The sequence below is a fragment of the Streptomyces sp. NPDC043746 genome (genome assembly GCF_056436485.1).
This window is the reverse complement of the sequence record NZ_JBWKCM010000007.1, coordinates 232,202-249,907: the sequence shown is the minus strand read 5'-3', so window position 1 is coordinate 249,907 and position 17,706 is coordinate 232,202. Positions and strand designations below refer to the sequence as shown.

20 protein-coding genes are annotated in these 17,706 nt (G+C 71.4%); 7 read left to right on the top strand and 13 right to left on the bottom strand.

The annotated features are described in order from the left end of the window. Nucleotides 1–4: 4 nt before the first annotated feature. Nucleotides 5–1,138 carry an amidinotransferase gene (locus AC0682_RS11045; protein ID WP_478532283.1) on the bottom strand — a complete coding sequence of 378 codons (1,134 nt, stop codon included), beginning with the start codon at nucleotides 1,136–1,138 and terminating at the stop codon, nucleotides 5–7. A gap of 177 nt (nucleotides 1,139–1,315) precedes the next feature. Continuing rightward, complete coding sequence (locus AC0682_RS11040; RefSeq protein WP_478532333.1) at nucleotides 1,316–2,248, bottom strand: SGNH/GDSL hydrolase family protein; 933 nt, start codon at nucleotides 2,246–2,248, stop codon at nucleotides 1,316–1,318. Nucleotides 2,249–2,664: 416 nt separating this feature from the next. Here AC0682_RS11040 and AC0682_RS11035 point away from each other — a divergent pair, with 416 nt between their 5' ends. Beyond that, the gene (locus AC0682_RS11035; protein WP_053561392.1) at nucleotides 2,665–3,159 is read left to right on the top strand and encodes a DUF3145 domain-containing protein; all 495 of its coding nucleotides are present in this window, start codon (nucleotides 2,665–2,667) and stop codon (nucleotides 3,157–3,159) included. Between the two features lie 166 nt (nucleotides 3,160–3,325). On the opposite strand, the gene fabF is transcribed toward AC0682_RS11035, so the two are convergent. From fabF to AC0682_RS11010, 5 genes are all read right to left on the bottom strand, one after another. Further along, nucleotides 3,326–4,588 carry a beta-ketoacyl-ACP synthase II gene (gene fabF / locus AC0682_RS11030; RefSeq protein ID WP_254812631.1) on the bottom strand — a complete coding sequence of 421 codons (1,263 nt, stop codon included), beginning with the start codon at nucleotides 4,586–4,588 and terminating at the stop codon, nucleotides 3,326–3,328. Between the two features lie 76 nt (nucleotides 4,589–4,664). Next, on the bottom strand, nucleotides 4,665–4,913 hold the full coding sequence (locus AC0682_RS11025; protein ID WP_018486956.1) for an acyl carrier protein: 249 nt from the start codon (nucleotides 4,911–4,913) through the stop codon (nucleotides 4,665–4,667). Nucleotides 4,914–4,976: 63 nt separating this feature from the next. Next, nucleotides 4,977–6,008 carry a ketoacyl-ACP synthase III gene (locus AC0682_RS11020; protein ID WP_254812632.1) on the bottom strand — a complete coding sequence of 344 codons (1,032 nt, stop codon included), beginning with the start codon at nucleotides 6,006–6,008 and terminating at the stop codon, nucleotides 4,977–4,979. A gap of 13 nt (nucleotides 6,009–6,021) precedes the next feature. Next, complete coding sequence (locus tag AC0682_RS11015) at nucleotides 6,022–6,939, bottom strand: ACP S-malonyltransferase (protein ID WP_254812633.1); 918 nt, start codon at nucleotides 6,937–6,939, stop codon at nucleotides 6,022–6,024. 89 nt (nucleotides 6,940–7,028) lie between these two features. Then, nucleotides 7,029–8,228, bottom strand: a complete 1,200-nt coding sequence (locus tag AC0682_RS11010; protein ID WP_053561394.1) for a PucR family transcriptional regulator — start codon at nucleotides 8,226–8,228, stop codon at nucleotides 7,029–7,031. Between the two features lie 144 nt (nucleotides 8,229–8,372). Here AC0682_RS11010 and AC0682_RS11005 point away from each other — a divergent pair, with 144 nt between their 5' ends. Next, nucleotides 8,373–9,059: a pirin family protein gene (locus AC0682_RS11005; protein ID WP_478532279.1), complete on the top strand. Its 687-nt coding sequence runs from the start codon at nucleotides 8,373–8,375 to the stop codon at nucleotides 9,057–9,059. Nucleotides 9,060–9,167: 108 nt separating this feature from the next. Further along, nucleotides 9,168–10,436: an aspartate aminotransferase type Ic gene (locus tag AC0682_RS11000; RefSeq protein ID WP_478532331.1), complete on the top strand. Its 1,269-nt coding sequence runs from the start codon at nucleotides 9,168–9,170 to the stop codon at nucleotides 10,434–10,436. A 60-nt stretch (nucleotides 10,437–10,496) separates the two neighbouring features. Here AC0682_RS11000 and AC0682_RS10995 read toward each other — a convergent pair whose 3' ends face one another. Further along, on the bottom strand, nucleotides 10,497–10,814 hold the full coding sequence (locus AC0682_RS10995; RefSeq protein WP_478532277.1) for a hypothetical protein: 318 nt from the start codon (nucleotides 10,812–10,814) through the stop codon (nucleotides 10,497–10,499). A 163-nt stretch (nucleotides 10,815–10,977) separates the two neighbouring features. Between AC0682_RS10995 and AC0682_RS10990 the strand changes: the two genes are divergently transcribed. After that, nucleotides 10,978–11,166, top strand: a complete 189-nt coding sequence (locus AC0682_RS10990) for a hypothetical protein (RefSeq protein WP_478532276.1) — start codon at nucleotides 10,978–10,980, stop codon at nucleotides 11,164–11,166. A 27-nt stretch (nucleotides 11,167–11,193) separates the two neighbouring features. Here AC0682_RS10990 and AC0682_RS10985 read toward each other — a convergent pair whose 3' ends face one another. The 3 genes from AC0682_RS10985 to AC0682_RS10975 form a co-directional block, all read right to left on the bottom strand. Beyond that, nucleotides 11,194–12,615: an MFS transporter gene (locus AC0682_RS10985; RefSeq protein WP_478532329.1), complete on the bottom strand. Its 1,422-nt coding sequence runs from the start codon at nucleotides 12,613–12,615 to the stop codon at nucleotides 11,194–11,196. Nucleotides 12,616–12,764: 149 nt separating this feature from the next. Continuing rightward, complete coding sequence (locus AC0682_RS10980; protein ID WP_478532275.1) at nucleotides 12,765–13,031, bottom strand: DUF397 domain-containing protein; 267 nt, start codon at nucleotides 13,029–13,031, stop codon at nucleotides 12,765–12,767. Further along, nucleotides 12,991–13,839 (bottom strand): helix-turn-helix domain-containing protein, encoded by an 849-nt coding sequence (locus AC0682_RS10975; protein ID WP_478532274.1) that lies wholly within the window; start codon nucleotides 13,837–13,839, stop codon nucleotides 12,991–12,993. Before AC0682_RS10975 ends, AC0682_RS10980 begins: the two co-directional genes overlap by 41 nt. An 84-nt stretch (nucleotides 13,840–13,923) precedes the next feature. Between AC0682_RS10975 and AC0682_RS10970 the strand changes: the two genes are divergently transcribed. After that, nucleotides 13,924–14,406: an ATP-binding protein gene (locus AC0682_RS10970; protein ID WP_478532273.1), complete on the top strand. Its 483-nt coding sequence runs from the start codon at nucleotides 13,924–13,926 to the stop codon at nucleotides 14,404–14,406. Here the strand turns inward: AC0682_RS10970 and AC0682_RS10965 are convergent. Together AC0682_RS10965 and AC0682_RS10960 are read right to left on the bottom strand one after the other, a co-directional pair. Further along, on the bottom strand, nucleotides 14,372–15,187 hold the full coding sequence (locus tag AC0682_RS10965) for a serine hydrolase domain-containing protein (protein WP_478532272.1): 816 nt from the start codon (nucleotides 15,185–15,187) through the stop codon (nucleotides 14,372–14,374). The two genes, AC0682_RS10970 and AC0682_RS10965, sit on opposite strands and share 35 nt — an antisense overlap. Nucleotides 15,188–15,204: 17 nt before the next feature. Next, complete coding sequence (locus AC0682_RS10960) at nucleotides 15,205–15,693, bottom strand: GNAT family N-acetyltransferase (protein ID WP_478532270.1); 489 nt, start codon at nucleotides 15,691–15,693, stop codon at nucleotides 15,205–15,207. Between the two features lie 412 nt (nucleotides 15,694–16,105). Between AC0682_RS10960 and AC0682_RS10955 the strand changes: the two genes are divergently transcribed. Together AC0682_RS10955 and AC0682_RS10950 are read left to right on the top strand one after the other, a co-directional pair. Then, nucleotides 16,106–16,606, top strand: a complete 501-nt coding sequence (locus AC0682_RS10955; RefSeq protein WP_478532269.1) for a MerR family transcriptional regulator — start codon at nucleotides 16,106–16,108, stop codon at nucleotides 16,604–16,606. Continuing rightward, nucleotides 16,606–17,637: an aldo/keto reductase gene (locus AC0682_RS10950; protein WP_478532268.1), complete on the top strand. Its 1,032-nt coding sequence runs from the start codon at nucleotides 16,606–16,608 to the stop codon at nucleotides 17,635–17,637. Before AC0682_RS10955 ends, AC0682_RS10950 begins: the two co-directional genes overlap by 1 nt. The last annotated feature ends 69 nt before the right edge of the window (nucleotides 17,638–17,706 follow it).

The window sequence follows — 17,706 nt, the reverse complement described above, 5'->3', positions numbered from 1 at the left end:
GGGATCAGTCGAAGTAGGACTCCAGGGTCCCGCGCCGCCGCACGTCCAGCGTCGCGCAGTGGAAGGAGCCGCCGAACGGCGCGTAGTGCATCAGGTCGCACGGGATGGGCTCGAAGCCCCACCCTTCGAGCGCGCGCAGCATCCCCGTGTGGTGCCGCTCAGCGATGACCCGCTTCTCGTCGACCATGAGGATGTTCATGCTGAGCCACTTCCCGCACATCGAGGTCGTCCGGAGCACCAGGTCCTTGACCGGCTCGGGCTCGGGGGCGACCAGGATGTCCCAGGAGTCCAGGACGGACGGCAGCCGGTCGACGTCGATGTACTCGGGGTTGACCAGCGCCTTGCCGGGCGCGAGCACCATGAACGTCGTGTCGATGTGCATGGGCGTACGGCAGCGGCTCTCGATCTCGTGGACGCGGTAGCCGCGACCGAGGTGGCGGCGCAGCCACTCGATGCCCAGGGCGTTGGTGACGTTGGAGCGCGTGACGAAGAGGTCGCGCCCGGCCCGGACGAAGTCCGCCGCGTCGAAGACCGGCTCGAACTCGGTGAGGATGTACCGCATCGGCTCGCCGCTCTTCGGCGCCCGGAACTCCTTCTCGAACAGCTCGTCGGTGAGCTGCGGTTTCGGCGCGGAGGTCCAGCGGGCCCCGCGCCGGAAGTAGTCCTTCAGGATCCGGCGGTAGGAGTGCGTCTCGAAGTACCGGCACGGCCACGCCATCGGAGTCTCGATGATCTCGTCACCGATCACCAGCATGCTGTCGCGCGGACAGGTGTTGCAGAAGCCCCGGGACGACCAGCCCGGGGTGGTGAACCGCTGCCGGTGGTCGACCGCGTCGGGACGGGTGACGGTGACGCCCAGCGAGTGCAGCAGCGAGACGAACCCGTCCAGCTCCTCCTGGGCCGGCTCGATCAGTCGGCGCGGGTACTTGTATCCGGCCGCCAGCCCCTGGAAGCGGGCCGCCCAGGGCGGGATGTTGCAGGAGACCACCGGGTGGCTGGAGGGGATCGTGGCATCGTCGAGCCGCCCGACGATGATCTCCTCCAGCGGGTCCCACTCGTTGTGTGAGTTGACCGGCGAGACGAGCTGGGCGGTGCCCTCGGGCTCCGGGGCGCCCGGCCTCTGCTCCACTGTCGTCATGATCAACCACCCTTGGTCGCCGACGGGCACGTCACGCTCCCCATGGTGTACGGGGGGACCGGGGTCGCGCCACCCGCCGGAGCCGTGCGGCGCGGCCGCGCCGCACGTCGGGCCCGGGTATCGGGGTCGCTCCGTCCGCGGGGCCGTGCACCGGGGAGGCGCCGACCCGTGCCCGGCCTACGCGGGTGGCTCGGCCGCCGTGATGTTGCGGTACGCGATCTCCGCCAGCCGCGCCTGCCCGTCCCGGCTCGGGTGGAACCAGTCCCACGGGCTGAGCTGCGTTTCGGTGAAGCGGAAGCCGAAGACCGCTCCGTCGTCGTACCGGCAGTGCCGGTCGTTCGCGCAGACGTCCCGCAGCACCTCGTTGTACGCCACCACCCGCTCCCGCACCGCGTCCCGCCGGGCCACGGCGGCCGGCCCCAGGTCGTCGGCGTCGGCCAGCATGGACCGGCAGACCCCCAGCTCCCAGATCCGCTTGCCGGTCTCGTTCGTCCGCCCGGTCGACCAGAGCCGCTTCAGGTCCGGCACGCTGGCCACGTACACCTGGGCCTTCGGCGCCCCGGCCCGCAGCTGTCGCATCGACGCCTCGAACGATGCCCGGAAGTCCGCCACCGGCGTCATCAGCCGCACCGAGTCCCGGCAGGCGTCGTTCGCGCCGATCATCACCGTGACCAGCTCGGGCCGCTCCTTCGCCGCCAGCGCCATCTGCTCCGGCAGCTGCACCATCCGGGCCCCGGAGACGGCATGGTTCCAACTCCGGTCCGCCGCCTTCGCCTCCCCGAGCAGCCGCACGGCGACGCTGCGCACCAGGCGGTCGCTGCCGGTCGCCCAGGACACCTCGGGGCAGTCCGCCAGCATCGAGCAGGCGTCGAAGCCCCGGGTGATGGAGTCCCCGACGGCCGCGACGGACCCGGGGTTCGGATTCCAGCCGGAGGCGGACGTGGGGGAGGGCGACGGTGATGCGGAGGGTGATGTTCCGGACGAGGGGGCCGCCGTGCTCCGTGACACGCCGTCACCCGAACCGCTCCCCGGCCCGCCACCGCCGCACCCCGCGAGCGCGGTGGCACCGACGAACGACAGCGCGACGGCCGCCGCCCCGGCCCCGCGCATCCGAGGGCGTGTCGCACGCTCCGCCATCTCGCTGATCCCCTCCGGTCAACCCCTGCTCCATGCCCCTGGTCAATGCCCCCGGCACGTCCGCGATCCCCAGGTCGCGGGCGTGCGCGCCCTGGCGGGTGAAAGCAGGCGAATCAGGGGCCCGGGACCGACGGTACGTCACACGGACGGCCCCGGCGCACGGTAGCTTTTCCCCGTCGAACCAGCGGCACCGCTTCCGCCCCCGTCGGCGCGGGCGGCTCCGGTACATTACGTCACGTCACACACTGTCCCTTTTCAGGAGATTGACCCCCGATGCTGTTTACTGATGACAACCTCGGGCCCTGGCCGGAAAAAGATGGTCCGGAAAGAGACGGTGCGGACGCGAGGCCGCTGGGGAAGGCGTACCTCGTCCCACACGGGAGGTTCCGGTGACGACACGTGGAGTCCTGTACGTTCACTCCGCACCGCGCGCGCTGTGCCCACATGTCGAATGGGCAGTGGCGGGCGTCCTCGGTGTGCGGGTCCAGCTGGACTGGATCAGACAGCCGGCCGCGCCCGGCACCTGGCGGTCCGAATTCTCCTGGAAGGGCCGCGCCGGCACCGCCTCGCAGCTCGCCTCGGCCCTGCGCGGCTGGGACATGCTCCGCTTCGAGGTGACCGCCGAGCCGTGCCCCACCGCCGAGGGCGAGCGCTACAGCTCCACCCCCGGCCTCGGCATCTTCCACGCCGTCACCGGCATGCACGGCGACATCCTGATCCCCGAGGACCGGCTGCGCGCCGCGCTGGCCCGCTCGACGCGGGGCGAGAGCGACCTGGAGGCGGAGATCGCCTCCCTGCTCGGCAAGCCGTGGGACGACGAGCTGGAGTCCTTCCGCCACGCGGGCGAGGGCGCGCCGGTCCGCTGGCTGCACCAGGTCGTCTAGCGGCCTGACCCAACTCCCCGGCGGGGGCAGAATCAAGCCCCTCCGGCGATTGAGGAGCGGGGACCGGGGCAGCGCCCCGAAACGCCCCGCGCACGCGGAAGCCCGCCTCCCAGAACCTCGGGAAGCGGGCTTCACGACGTACAGAGTCAGGCGGACGGCCGCCCCGTCACACGGAGCGGAACGCCAGCACCACGTTGTGCCCGCCGAACCCGAACGAGTTGTTGATCGCCGCGATCGGCCCCTCGGGCAGCGGCCGGGGCTCCCCGCGCACGATGTCCGCGTCGACCGCCTCGTCGAGGTCGTCCACGTTGAGCGTCGGCGGCGCGGTGCGGTGGTGCAGCGCCAGCACCGTCGCGACGGTCTCGATACCGCCCGCGCCACCCAGCAGATGACCCGTCATCGACTTCGTCGCCGAGATCGCGACATGGTCCAGGTCGTCGCCCAGCACCTTCCGCAGCGCCTTGATCTCCGCGATGTCACCCTGCGGCGTCGACGTGGCGTGGGCGTTGAGGTGGACCACCTCGGACGGCTTGAGGTCGCTGGTGTCCAGCAGGTTCTGCATGGCGGCGGCGATCCCGCGCCCGGTCGGCTCGGGCTGCGCGATGTGGTGGGAGTCGGCCGACAGGCCCTGGCCCAGCACCTCGCAGTAGACCTTGGCGCCGCGCTTGGCGGCGTGCTCGGCCGACTCCAGGATGACGACGCCCGCACCTTCGCCGAGGACGAAGCCGTCCCGGGCCGTGTCGTACGGGCGCGAGGCCTTCTCCGGCTCGTCGTTGCTCTTGGACATCGCCATCATGTTGGCGAAGGCCGCGATCGGCAGCGGGTGGATCGCCGCCTCGGTGCCGCCGGCCACGACCACGTCGGCCCGGCCGGTGCGGATCATCTCGACGGCGTACCCGATGGCCTCGGCGCCGGACGCGCAGGCGGAGACCGGGGTGTGGACACCGGCCTGCGCGTTGACCTCCAGGCCGACGTTGGCCGCCGGGCCGTTGGGCATGAGCATGGGAACGGTGTGCGGGGAGACGCGGCGTACGCCCTTCTCCTTCAGCACGTCGTACTGGTCGAGCAGGGTGATCACGCCGCCGATACCGGAGGCGATGACCGAGCCGAGCCGCTCGGGGGCGATGGACTCGTCCTCGCCGGCCTTGGCGGTGAAGCCCGCGTCCGCCCAGGCCTCGCGGGCCGCGATCAGCGCGAACTGCGCCGAGCGGTCCAGCTTGCGGGCGAGCGGGCGGGGGAGTACGTCGTTCGGGTCGACTGCCGCGAGGGCGGCGATCCGGACGGGCAGCTCGGCGAAGCGCTCGCCTTCGAGAGGCTTGACGCCGGACCGGCCGGCCATCAGACCTTCCCAGGTCGATGCGGAGTCGCCACCCAGCGGAGTGGTTGCGCCGATACCGGTGACGACCACGGTGCGATTGGTCGAGTTCACTGGAAAATCTTCTCCACGTGTAGAGGGTCGTGAATCAGCGGCGCCACCGCCGGGTGGCGACACAGCCGGGCTGGGATCAGCCCTGGTGCTTCAGGATGTAGTCGGCAGCGTCGCCGACCGTCTTGAGGTTCTTGACGTCCTCGTCGGGGATCTTGACGTCGAAGCGCTCCTCGGCGGCGACGACGACCTCGACCATGGACAGCGAGTCGACGTCCAGGTCGTCGGTGAAGGACTTGTCCAGCTGGACGTCCTCGACCGGGATCCCGGCGATCTCGTTGACGATCTCGGCGAGACCGGCGACGATCTCTTCCTGCGTGGCGGCCATTTTGGCGCTCCTTCGGTGGGTTTGTTCGATGTTCGTACACGCGGACCGGAAGGCCCGGTGTGACTAGGGGAGAGTAACGACCGTCGCGGCGTAGACGAGACCCGCCCCGAAGCCGATGACGAGCGCGGTGTCGCCGCTCTTGGCCTGACCGGTCGCCAGGAGCCGCTCCATCGCGAGCGGGATCGAGGCGGCGGACGTGTTGCCGGTGGACTCGATGTCACGGGCGACCGTGACGTGTTCCGGCAGCTTCAGGGTCTTCACCATCGAGTCGATGATCCGCATGTTGGCCTGGTGCGGGATGAAGACGTCCAGGTCCTCCGGGGCGATCCCGGCCGCGTCCAGCGCCTGCTGGGCGACCTTCGCCATCTCGAAGACGGCCCAGCGGAAGACCGCCTGGCCCTCCTGGGTGATGGCCGGGAACTTGATCTCGCCCTTGGAGTCGAGCGGCAGCTTGGAGACGTCACCGACGTGCAGGTCGTTCCAGGCCACCGTCTGCTTGATGGTCTCCGACTTGTCGCCCTCGGAGCCCCACACGGTCGGGCCGATGGCCGGCTCCTGGGAGGGGCCGACGACGACCGCTCCCGCGCCGTCACCGAAGAGGAAGGCCGTCGCGCGGTCCTCCAGGTCGGTGAGGTCGCTGAGCCGCTCCACGCCGATGACCAGGACGTGCTCGGCCGAGCCCTCGACGATCATGCCCTTGGCGAGGGTGAGGCCGTAGCCGAAACCCGCGCAACCGGCCGAGATGTCGAAGGCGGCGGGCTTGCCCGCCCCGATCCTGTGCGCGATCTCGGTGGCGACGGCCGGGGTCTGCTTGAAGTGCGAGACGGTCGAGACGATGACCGCGCCGATCTGCTCGGGCGTGATGCCCGCGTCGGCGATGGCCTTGCCGGACGCCTCGATCGACATCGCGGCCACGGTCTCCTCGTCGGACGCCCAGTGGCGGGTGACGATGCCGGAGCGGGAGCGGATCCACTCGTCGGAGGAGTCGATCTTCTCGAGGATCACCTCGTTCGGCACGACCCGGGTCGGGCGGTAGCCGCCGACCCCGAGGATGCGCGCGTACGGGGCGCCCTTGCTGGGCCTGATCTTCGACATGCTCTCGGGCTCCTTAGGCGCCTGCGTGCTCGGAGATGAGCGCGCGGGCCGCGTCGAGGTCGTCGGGTGTCTTGAGCGCGAGCGTCCGCACACCGGGCAGAGCCCGCTTGGCGAGCCCGGTGAGAGTGCCGCCGGGGCTCAGCTCGACCAGAGCGGTGACGCCGAGCTTCTGGAACGTCTCCATGCACAGGTCCCAGCGGACCGGGTTGGCGACCTGGCCGACCAGCCGGGCGACGACCTCGGTGCCGGTGGCGACGGTGTGGCCGTCGGCGTTGGACACGTACCGCACCGTCGGGTCGGTGACCGTGAGGTCCCCGACGGCCGCGCGCAGCTTCTCCACGGCCGGGGCCATGTGGTGCGTGTGGAACGCGCCGGCCACCTTCAGCGCGACGACCCGGCGGACGCCCTCGGGCTTGTCGGCCTCCAGGGCGGCGAGCTGGGCCGCGGTGCCGGCGGCGACGATCTGGCCGCCCCCGTTGACGTTGGCGGGGGTCAGGCCGAGCTTCTCCAGGTGCGGGACCGTGACGGCGGGGTCGCCGCCGAGCAGGGCCGCCATACCGGTCTCCGTGACCGCGGCGGCCTCGGCCATGCCGAGCCCCCGGGTGCGGACGAAGCGGAGCGCCGCCTCGTCGTCGAAGACGCCGGCGATCGCCGCGGCGGTGATCTCACCGACGCTGTGACCTGCGACGACGTCAGGGGAAACGGCATCCAGGGCGGCAGCCGAGAGCAGTCCGGCGGCGACCAGGAGCGGCTGGGCCACGGCCGTGTCGCGGATCGCGTCGGCGTCGGCCCGCGTGCCGTAGTGGGCAAGGTCGAGCCCGATGGCGTCGGACCAGGCCGCGATGCGGTCGGCGGCACCGGGGAGGTCGAGCCAGGGAGTCAGGAAGCCGGGCGTCTGAGCGCCTTGGCCGGGAGCGACGAGTACGAGCACCCTCACACTCTCTCTTGTGGACGGCTCCGGCCGCCCGTGGGGACAGGGACGAAGAACCGTCAGGGGAATTGTTGAAGTCCGACAAAAGTCTAGGACTGCTGATCCGCCGCGGCCAAGCGCCCCAGAATCAGGGCGATCCGCAGGGTGAACGCCGAGCGGACATCGGAGGGTGACCACCCGGTGACGTCGGTCACACGTCGCAGCCGGTAGCGCACGGTGTTGGGATGCACGAAAAGCATCCGTGCCGCCCCCTCCAGACTGCTCGCCTGCTCCAGATAGACACTCAGCGTCTCCAGCAGCGCGGAGCCGGCTTCCTCCAGCGGTCTGTAGATCTCCTCCACCAACTGCTCCCGCGCCGCCGGGTCCCCGGCCATCGCGCGCTCCGGCAGGAGATCGTCCGCCAGGACCGGGCGCGGGGCGTCCTGCCACGCCAGGCACGCCTTGAGCCCCGCTGCCGCCGCCTGCGCGGACCGGGTGGCCGCCAGCAGGTCCGGCACGACGGGCCCGGCGACCACCGGCCCGGCCGCGTACGGCCCGATCAGGCCCTTCGCCACCTGGAGCGGGTTGTCGCTGCCGCCCGCGATGACGACGAGCCGGTTGCCGAGGACGCCGGTGAGGACCTGGAGCTTGGCGTGGCGGGCGGCCCGCCGGATCGCCTCCACGGTCAGCTCGCTGTCCCCGTCGGGCGCGGTGCCGAGGATGACGCAGACGTGCTCGGGCGAGTTCCAGCCGAGCGCGGCGGCCCGGGACACGGCCCCCTCGTCGGCCTCCCCGGAGAGCACCGCGTTCACCACCAGCGACTCCAGCCGCGCGTCCCAGGCGCCCCGGGCCTCGGCGGCCTGGGCGTAGACCTGGGCGGTGGCGAAGGCGATCTCCCGGGCGTAGACGAGCAGGGCCTCCCGCAGCACCGACTCGTCACCCGGCGCCGCCACCTCCTCGATCGCGGCCTCCATGACCTCGATCGTCGTCCGCACCATCTCGACGGTCTGCCGCAGCGTGATCGCTCGTGTCAGCTCACGCGGGGCCGTGCCGAACACATCGGTCGAGATGGCCTGCGGGGTCTCCGGATGCCGGAACCACTCGGTGAACGCCGCGATACCGGCCTGGGCGACCAGGCCGATCCAGGATCGGTTCTCCGGTGGCATCGCCCGGTACCACGGCAGCGATTCGTCCATGCGGGCAATCGCGTTCGCGGCCAGCCGGCCGGAGGACTGCTCCAGCCGTTTCAGGGTCGCGGCATGCAGGTGGGCGTCGTGGGCGGCGGGCTGCTCAGGATCGGGTCGGGGCACGAGGACAAGACTGCCTTATCGGGCCGGTGGGTCGGTGGGGCGGGGCGACGGTCCGCCCCACCGTGGGAACGGGAACGTCCGGATCGGGGCCGCCGTACCCGGACAGCAGCACCGTACGACCGCCCGGCGGGCTACCGTGGCCGGGTGATCTCCGTACACAGGTCGAAGGACCGCTACCGGGGCGGTGAGCCGGACGCCGGTATCGAGACCCGGCACGCCCTCTCCTTCGGCCCCTTCTACGACCCCGACAACCTCCGCTTCGGCCCGATCCTGGCCTGCAACGAGGAGCGCCTGGCCCCCGGCGCGGGCTTCGACGAGCATCCGCACAGCCATACGGAGATCGTCACCTGGGTGGTGGAGGGCGAGCTGACCCACCGCGACTCGGCCGGTCATTCCCACGTCGTACGGGCCGGAGGGCTGGCCCACCTGAGCGCCGCCGCCGGGGTCCGTCACGTCGAACGCAACGACGGCGAAGCCCCGTTGGCCTTCCTCCAGATGTGGCTGGCCCCCCTGGAGTCGGGCGGCGCACCCTCGTACACGGTCGTCCCCGGCTTCGCGGACACGGCCGCCCCGTACGCACTGCCGGCGGCCGGCGCGGTGCTGCATGTGCGGCGGTTGGCGGCGGGCGAGCGCACGGCCCTGCCGGACGCGGTGCGTTTGTACGTGCATGTGGTGCGGGGCCGGGTCGAGGTGGACGGGGAGGAGCTGGGGCCCGGTGACGCGGCCCGGATCACCGGGGCGGAGGGCCTGGAGGCGGTCGCCGTCGCGGGAGCGGGAGCGGGGGAGGGAGCGGAGGGCGTGGAGATCGTGATCTGGGAGATGGCGGTCTGACCGGCCCCGCAGCGGGCGGGCGGGAGCCTCCGGTACGGGCCTTTGTAGGGTGCTGGGTGCGACACATTCCCGTACGCCGCGTGTTCGGAGGAGATTCCCGTCAATCCCATCGAGACCAGCCCCGATGCCCTGGCCGCCCACCGAGACCGCGCGCGGCAGGACTACGCAGAGCTGGTGACGCGGCGCCTCTCCCTCGACCTCACGCGCGGGAAGCCGTCCGCCGACCAGCTCGACCTCTCCGCGCCGCTGCTCGCCCTGCCGGGCGACACGTACAAGAGCGCAGAGGGCCTGGACACCCGCAACTACGGCGGTCTCCACGGCCTGCGGGAGCTGCGGGAGATCTTCAGCGGCCCGCTCCAGGTGCCCGTCGGGCAGCTCGTGGCCGCGGGCAACTCCAGCCTGGAACTGATGCACGACAGCCTGGTGCACGCGATGCTGAGTGTGATGCCGGGAGCCGCGTCCCGGTGGGTGGACGAGGAGCGCATCGCCTTCCTCTGTCCCGTCCCCGGATACGACCGGCACTTCGGCGTCTGCGAACGCTTCGGCATCGAGATGATCCCGGTCCCGATGACCGACGAGGGCCCGGACATGGAGACCGTGGAACGGCTCGTGGCCGAGGACGCCTCGATCAAGGGCATCTGGTGCGTCCCGAAGTACAGCAACCCGGACGGGATCAGCTACAGCGACGAAGTCGTCACCCGGCTCGCCGCCATGACCACCGCCGCCCCGGACTTCAGGATCTTCTGGGACAACGCCTACGCGGTGCACCACCTGACCGACGAGCGCGTGGAGATCGCCGACCTGCTCACCGCCTGTGCCGACCACGGCCACCCCGACCGGGCCTTCGTCTTCGGCTCCACCTCCAAGATCACCTTCGCCGGCAGCGGCGTCGGCTTCTTCGGCTCCTCACCGGCCAACGTCACCTGGCTGCTGGCCAACGCCGCCAAACGCACCATCGGCCCGGACAAGGTGAACCAGCTGCGCCACGCGCTCTTCCTCAAGGACGAGGCGGGCGTGCACGCCCACATGGATCTCCACCGGGCCGAGCTCCGCCCCAAGTTCGACGCCGTTCTGCGCACCCTCGAAGCCGAGCTGGGCGGTACGGGTCTCGCCACCTGGACGGAGCCCAAGGGCGGGTACTTCATCACCCTGAAGGTGCTCGACGGCTGCGCCCGCGAGGTGGTGCGCCGCGCCGCCGAGGCCGGCATCGTCCTCACGCCCGCAGGCGCCACCCACCCGCACGGCCAGGACCCGGACGACGCGGTGATCCGGATCGCCCCCAGCTTCCCCACCCTTGAGGAGCTGGAGAAGGCCATCGCGGGCGTCACCGCCTGCGTACGGCTGGTCGGTTACGAGAAGCTGCTGGCGGAGAAGTAGGCGGGGGAGGGGGAGGGGGAGGGGGAGGGGCGTCCAGGCCCGGGGCCGGGCCGGGCCCGGTCAGGAAGGGCCGGGGCCGGAACCCTTCCCCCGCTCGTCCGCCAGCCTGTCCAGGTCGCGCATCGCCTGGCCGTGCGCGCTCATCCGGCGGCACACCAGACCGGTCGTGAACAGCGCTGTCCCCACGATCGACACGGGCACGGAGAGCAGCAGGACGGCCAGCGCCTGGGACCAGTCGGGTTCGGCCGAGGAGCCCGTCAGGAGCAGAAGCCCGCACCAGCCCCACAGCAGGACCGACACGAGCAGGAGACCGGCTCCCCAGTCGCGTACACGGGTGGACTGCTCCCGGAATTCGAGGTCGTACGCAAGTGATCGCATGGCGCACGAACCTAGCAAGCCTGTACGAGCCCCTCCCCGCGGCCGCACCCCCGCCGGGGCGGGCGGGGAGGGGGTCGGGGCAGTGTGTCCTGGTGATCGCCACTACCGGCGGCGCTTCAGGCGGGTGGCGCTTCCGCTGCCCGGGGGCGAGGGGAAACGAACAATGAAGCTGTCCGATGTACTGATCATCGTCTGCGTCCTGGGCGCGGCGGGAGGGCTGTCCGTCCTTCTCGGGGACGGCTGGCAGAGCCAGGTCGTGCTACCGCTCGCCGCCGGATTGGCTGCCGGGATCGTGGGTGAGAGGATCAAGGAACGCCGCAGGAGCCGCCGTAACGGCGGGGGATGCGGGTAAGGCCGTACGGGGGCGGGTTCGGGTCCCTCAGTCGTTACGTGCGCGGACGGCCAGGACGGCTACCAGCAGGGTCGGCACCAGCAGGAGCGAGAAGGTGAGCGCGTAGCCGCCGAGTCGGCCGGTCCCCGCCGCCAGGCTGACGTTGAGAGCGGCGGTGGCGAACCCCAGGACCACGACCTGCCCCAGGTTCATGTTCGTCTGCATGGCGCTGGTGGTGTGGCCCAGCCGGCCCGGCGCGCTGTGGGAGAGCGAGAGGACGGTGACACAGGGATCGAGCATCCCCATCCCGATCGCCGCCAGCGGCATGGCGACCATGGCGACCAGCGGGGACACCCCGGAGAAGCTGCCCACGACGGCGAACGCGACCGACGCCGCCATGATCAGGGCACCCGCCGTGACGAGCCGGTGCCGGGCGACGTGCTGGAGGAGCTTGCCCTGCACCCACGACGCGCCCGCCCACAGCACGGCGGAGGCGGTGAACGCCACGCCGACCGTCACGGCGGCCACCCGCCGCTCGGTGATCAGCATCAGCGGCACCAGCGCCTCGACGGTGAAGTACGTTCCCGAGGTCAGCCCGCGCAGCAGCACCGCCGTGGGCAGACCGCGAGCGCCGCGCCAGGTGCCCCGTGGAAGCAGCCGGGGGGCGAACACCACCAGGAGCACGACCCCGGCGACGACGAACAGCAGGTGGCGCACATCCCACCCCGAGACGCCGTACTGGCCGAGCGCCGCACCCAGACTGAGCATCGCCGCGACGAACAGCGGCGGCCGGGAGGCGCGTTCCTCCGCGGGCGGCAGGTCGGGCAGGGCCGGGCCGCCGTCCCCGTCCCCCTCGCCCGCCGGGGCGGCCCGGCGCAAGACCGCCACCAGGGCTATCGCGGGCAGCGCGGTCAGCACGGCCAGGCCGTAGAACACCGCACGCCAGGACCACGCCTCGGCGACCACCCCGGCGATCGGCGGCCCGACGAGGGACGGGATGATCCAGCTCGCGCTCATCATCGCGAGCATCCTGGGCCGCAGGGACTCCGGATACGACTGACCGATGGCGGTCGTCACCGACACCGCGACCATTCCGGCCGACAGACCGTCGACGAAGCGGCCGATCACCAGCTGCCAGACCGACGCACTGGACGCCGACACCAGCAGCGTCAGCACGGAGAGGACCATCCCCAGCGCCAGCGGACGCCGAGCACCGGAACGGTCCGCCCAGTGCCCGCCCAGCACTCCACCGAGCAGACTCGCGGCCACAAAGCTGCCCGCCACCAGGGGGAACAGGGACACCCCGTCCAGATCCTGGGCAGCCGTCGGCAGCGTGGGCACCACGGCCAGCGCGGCGAACCCGGTCAGGAACATCACCGCGGCGAAGGTCAGCGTGACCGCCGCGTACGGCCGGGAGAAGATGCCCGGCTCGGTGTCGCTCGGCGGTCGAACGGCCTGTTTCGCGGTCATCAGCGCCCCGGGGCAGTAGCTCGACACCCCGGGCTTGGTCCAGACCACCCGGGGCCAGGCGAGAAGCTACGTGCCGACCTGATCCCGGGCAACCGAATTACGTCTGAACTCAACGCTCTGAGGGGCGAGTCGGAGCGAGGTGGGTCGGGTCAGCGCAGCCCGTCCACGAACGCCTGCCAGGCGGGGGCGCTGATGGTGATGGCGGGGCCGGTGGGGTTCTTGCTGTCCCGGACGGGGACGGCGCCGCAGGGGGCGGGGGCCATCTCGACGCACTCGCCGCCGTTGGGGCCGCTGTACGAGGACTTCTGCCAGGCGGCGCCGCCGGTGACGGTGCACTCGACGCATTCGCCCCCGGTGGACCCGCTGTAGCTGGACTTACGCCATTCCGCGCTCTTCAGGTCGGGGCCGGTCTCCATAACGCTCCTCCATCACGCGGCTGATCCGCGCCACCGATTCCTCGACGGAGAGTGCGGTGGCCTGGAGGTGAGCGTATCGGAGCGAGGCCTCCCGGATCGTGTCGGGGTTGGCCGTCATATGGCCGGAGATGAGGTCCTCGGTGTAGATGATGTCCGGGTCGTTCTCGAAGCGCATGGTGGTGAACGAGCCGTCCAGGCTCGCGTGTTCGCCAGCTTCGAAGGGCAGCACCTGGATGCGCATCCAGCGGTTCGCGGCGGACTCCAACAGCCTGCCGAGTTGGGCGCGCATCACCTCGTGGCCGCCGATCGGCCGGTACAGCACGGCCTCGTCCAGAACCACCCAGGTGAGCGGCGGCTGCTCCCGCTCCAGGATGCGCTGCCGCTCCATCCGGGCGGCCACCAGGCTCTCCAGGTCGTCGGGCATGCCGGTGGCCAGCACCGCCCGCGCGTATGCCTCCGTCTGGAGCAGCCCGTAAACGACCTGGGACTGGTACGTCGCGATGTACGCGGCCTTCGCCTCCATGTCCGCGTACGGACGAAACCAGCTCGGCAGTTGGCTGCGCAGGACCAGCCCCACCAGCCGGGAGAACAGCCCGTCCGTGCGGAGCGCCTGGTCCAGGGCCTCGGCGAACTCGCGGGTGGGGACTTTTTTCGTCGTCTCGATCTGGCCGATCAGCGAGCCCGTGCAGTAGAGCATCGAGCCCAGGTCGGCCTGCTTCAGGCCGTGCGCCTCGCGTACCCGGCGCAGCTCCGAGCCGAAGTAGTCGAGGGGGGAAGCGCACGGGTCGAGCGTTTGGACGTTGGGCACAGCACGGACCTCCGGTGTGCAACGCCTTGCGGCGTTCGTTTCACGGCGTAGCCGAGCGTAGTCATCTGCTTGCACGCTGGAGGCATGAATCGTGTATCCATCCCCCGAATCGATCCGGGGGAGCCCGTGTACCGCGCCGACCTCGCCATGGGTGAGCACTCGGCCGGGCATCTGCGCCGCATCCTGCGGCTCTACCTGACCGCCTGGGACCTGCGCGACCTCGCCCCGGCGGCGGAGCTCGCGCTGACAGAGCTGATCGCCAACGTGGTGCGGCACGTGCCCGGTCGGCGCTGCCAGACGTTCATCTTCCGGCTGCCGACCGGGGACGGCGTACGGGTGGAGGTCGCGGACAGCAGCCCGGTCGTGCCGCTGGCGATCAGGGGCGACGAGCTCGACGACGGCGGGCGGGGGCTGATTCTGGTCAATGCCGTCACCGACGACTGGGGCGTGGTGAAGCGGTGGGACGGCACGGGGAAGACCGTGTGGTTCGAGTGCGTCGACCGGAGGAAGGCGACCGGGCTTCGCGCCCGGTTCAGCCCGCGACCTCAGCCAGCACCGCGTCCGTGAACGGGGTCCACGCCTCCGCCGCCCACGGCCCGAAGGCCCGGTCCGTCAGGGCCACGCAGGCCACCCCGGCCACCGGGTCGATCCACAGGAACGTGCCCGACTGGCCGAAGTGGCCGAAGGTCGCCGGGGAGGAGGAAGTGCCCGTCCAGTGCGGGGACTTGGCGTCGCGGATCTCGAAGCCGAGGCCCCAGTCGTTCGGGCTCTGGTGGCCGTAACCAGGCAGGACGCCCTTGAGGCCCGGATGGACGACGCTCTGGGCTTCGAGGACCGTACGGGGGTCGAGCAGGCGGGGTGCCTGGACCTCGGCGGCGAAGCGGACCAGGTCGTCGACGGTGGAGACGCCGTCGCGGGCGGGGGAGCCGTCGAGCGAGGTGGAGGCCATGTTCAGCGGCTCCAGGACGGCCTGGCGCAGGTACTCCGCGAACGGGATGCCGGACGCCTTGGTGATGTGGTCGCCCAGCACCTCGAAGCCCGCGTTGGAGTAGAGGCGGCGCTCGCCGGGCGGGGCCGTCACCCGGTGCTCGTCGAAGGCGAGGCCGCTGGTGTGGGCGAGGAGGTGGCGGACGGTCGAGCCCTCGGGCCCGGCCGGCTCGTCCAGCTCGATCGCCCCCTCCTCGTACGCCACCAGCGCCGCGTAGGCCGCGAGCGGCTTGGTGACCGAGGCGAGGGGGAAGCGGTGGCCGGTCGGCCCGTGCGTGCCGAGGACGGTGCCGTCCGCCCGTACGACGGCTGCCGCCGCAGTCGGGACCGGCCAGGTGTCGATGATCCGCAGGCTCTCCATGGACCCGAGCCTAACGTTCAGAGGCGGAGCCGCATCGCCGGGTCCGGAGTGCGGGCGAAGCCGAGCGCGGCGTACAGCGGCTCGGCCTCGTCGGATGCGCGCAGGTCGACCTGGGGCACCCCGCGCTCGCGGAACCAGCCGAGGAGACCCTCCGTGCAGGCGCGGGCGTGGCCCCGGCGGCGGTGGGCGTGGTCGGTGGCGACGCTGAAGACGTAGCCGGTGGCGCCATGGGGGTTGGAGGGGCTGCCGAGCCGGTACTCGATGGTCCCGACGGCACAGGCCACCAGGCCCGTACCCTCCGCGTCGTCCACGACGAAGGCGGTGAGGTTCCCAGCGGGGCCGGAGAGCTTGGTGCGGAGCGTCTCCACGGCGGTGGCCTGCCAGGCGGCGCTGCCGTCGGGTGCGGAGGCGTAGGCGGGGTGGCTCGGTACGGAATCGAGCATGACCGTGCGGAGGCGGACCAGCTCTTCGGCGTCTTCGGGGGTGGCGCGGCGTGCGGTGCTCATGATCGGTGAGGCTACGTACCGAAGATCCGGAGCGGCAAGGCCATTCCCGGGACGGCACCTGAGCGAGAACGACGGGGCCGGCTTCCCGCACCTGAATCCGAGCCCTGTTCCGTAGGGCTCGTATCGCGATCATGTGCGGGTCTTCTTGAGGCGTCTGAAGCAGATCAGGCTGCGGGCCAGGGACTTCCGGGGCCGACCGCCAACGTGCTCAGGTGTGGCCCGAGGTGACCGGGCCTGGGCGGGGGGCTACGTTCCGAAGGCACCCAGCGCTATCAGGGCATGCGGGATGAAGTAGGCCGAGCCACAGGCCGCGAGGTGCACATGAGTCATACGGGTCATCCAAGCGGAACTCTCCATCCCCGTGCGGACTTCGCTTGCTTCGAGTGCACTCCAAGGATTTAGCGTGGAGGGCATGACGGTGATCGACGGAACTTCCCGGACCACCCCTGCCACCACTCCACAACCACAGCCCCCCGCAGGGCTGAACGCCTGTACGGCCCCGCCCAGGCCGCACCCCCGTCCCACCGGCAAGGACAGCTACACGATCAGCGAGGTCGTCGCCTTCACCGGGCTCACCGCGCACACCCTGCGCTGGTACGAGCGGATCGGGCTGATGCCCCACGTCGACCGCTCGCACACCGGCCAACGCCGCTTCTCCAACCGCGACCTGGACTGGCTGGCCTTCGTCGGCAAGCTGCGGCTGACCGGGATGCCCGTCGCCGACATGGTGCGGTACGCGGAGCTGCTGCGCGAGGGCGAGTCCACCTTCGAGGAGCGGCAGGAGCTGCTGGAGTCGACCCGCCGCGACGTGATCACCCGCATCGCGGAGCTGCATGACACCCTCGCCGTCCTGGACCACAAGATCGAGTTCTACGCGGGCGCCCGCCGGGCGCCGGAAAGGCACAGCGCCTGATGACCGACAACGACAACCACGGCACGCCCATCGGCACCGTCCGGCTCGGCGGCGACGGCGGGCCGACGGTCGGGGTCCAGGGCCTCGGCTGCATGGGCATGAGCGAGTTCTACGGTGAGACCGACGAGAGCTCCGCCCGGGACACCCTCGACGCGGCGCTGGAAGCCGGCGTCACCCTCTTCGACACCGCCGACATCTACGGGCGCGGGGCCAACGAGGAGTTCCTCGCTCCCTTCGTCGGCGCCCACCGGGACGAGATCACGCTCGCCACCAAGTTCGCGATCGAGCGGACGGACGACCCGCGGTACCGGGCGGTGCGCAACGACCCCGCGTACATCCGCACCGCCGTGGAGGCCAGCCTCCGCCGGCTGAGGACCGATGTCATCGACCTCTACTACATGCACCGCCGCGATCCGGCCGTCCCGTTCGCCGAATCGGTCGGCGCCATGGCGGAGCTGGTCCAGCAGGGCAAGGTCAGGCAGCTCGGCCTGAGCGAGGTGACCGGACCCGAGCTGCGCGAGGCGCACGCCGTGCACCCGATCGCCGCCCTTCAGTCGGAGTGGTCCCTCTTCAGCCGGGACGTGGAGCTGAGTGCGGTCGGCGCGGCGGCGGAGCTGGGTGTCACCCTCGTGCCGTACTCCCCGCTCGGCCGGGGCTTCCTCACCGGGGCCTTCACCGACGCGGGCCAGGAGCTGGGCGAGGGTGACTTCCGCAAGCACCAGCCCCGCTTCACCGGCGACAACGCCCGCACCAACGCGGCCCTGCTGGAGCCCGTCCACAAGATCGCCGCCGCCCGCGGGGTGACGGCCGCGCAGGTGGCGCTCGCCTGGGTGCAGCAGCGGGCGCAGGCGCACGGCCTGACGGTCGTCCCGATCCCCGGCACCCGTAAGCGCAGCCGCCTCCTGGAGAACGTGGCGGCGACCCGGCTGACCCTGACACCCGAGGAGCTGGCCCTCCTGGAGCCGATCGCGGGCCAGGTGGCGGGGGACCGCTACCCGGACATGAGCAACACGTCGGCGGCGCGGGAGTAGCCGGTACGGGGAAGGGGCGAGCCCTGTGAAGTCATCGCCTGGTTCATGAAGTTCATCAGTGCCCGGCCA

Coding starts and splice junctions, on each gene's coding strand:
- AC0682_RS11045 (WP_478532283.1), bottom strand. CDS start 1,138: ATGACGACAGTGGAGCAGAGGCCGGGCGCCCCGGAGCCCGAGGGCACC.
- AC0682_RS11040 (WP_478532333.1), bottom strand. CDS start 2,248: ATGCGCGGGGCCGGGGCGGCGGCCGTCGCGCTGTCGTTCGTCGGTGCC.
- AC0682_RS11025 (WP_018486956.1), bottom strand. CDS start 4,913: ATGGCCGCCACGCAGGAAGAGATCGTCGCCGGTCTCGCCGAGATCGTC.
- AC0682_RS11020 (WP_254812632.1), bottom strand. CDS start 6,008: ATGTCGAAGATCAGGCCCAGCAAGGGCGCCCCGTACGCGCGCATCCTC.
- AC0682_RS10995 (WP_478532277.1), bottom strand. CDS start 10,814: ATGCGATCACTTGCGTACGACCTCGAATTCCGGGAGCAGTCCACCCGT.
- AC0682_RS10990 (WP_478532276.1), top strand. CDS start 10,978: ATGAAGCTGTCCGATGTACTGATCATCGTCTGCGTCCTGGGCGCGGCG.
- AC0682_RS10985 (WP_478532329.1), bottom strand. CDS start 12,615: ATGACCGCGAAACAGGCCGTTCGACCGCCGAGCGACACCGAGCCGGGC.
- AC0682_RS10980 (WP_478532275.1), bottom strand. CDS start 13,031: ATGGAGACCGGCCCCGACCTGAAGAGCGCGGAATGGCGTAAGTCCAGC.
- AC0682_RS10970 (WP_478532273.1), top strand. CDS start 13,924: ATGAATCGTGTATCCATCCCCCGAATCGATCCGGGGGAGCCCGTGTAC.
- AC0682_RS10965 (WP_478532272.1), bottom strand. CDS start 15,187: ATGGAGAGCCTGCGGATCATCGACACCTGGCCGGTCCCGACTGCGGCG.
- AC0682_RS10960 (WP_478532270.1), bottom strand. CDS start 15,693: ATGAGCACCGCACGCCGCGCCACCCCCGAAGACGCCGAAGAGCTGGTC.
- AC0682_RS10955 (WP_478532269.1), top strand. CDS start 16,106: ATGACGGTGATCGACGGAACTTCCCGGACCACCCCTGCCACCACTCCA.
- AC0682_RS10950 (WP_478532268.1), top strand. CDS start 16,606: ATGACCGACAACGACAACCACGGCACGCCCATCGGCACCGTCCGGCTC.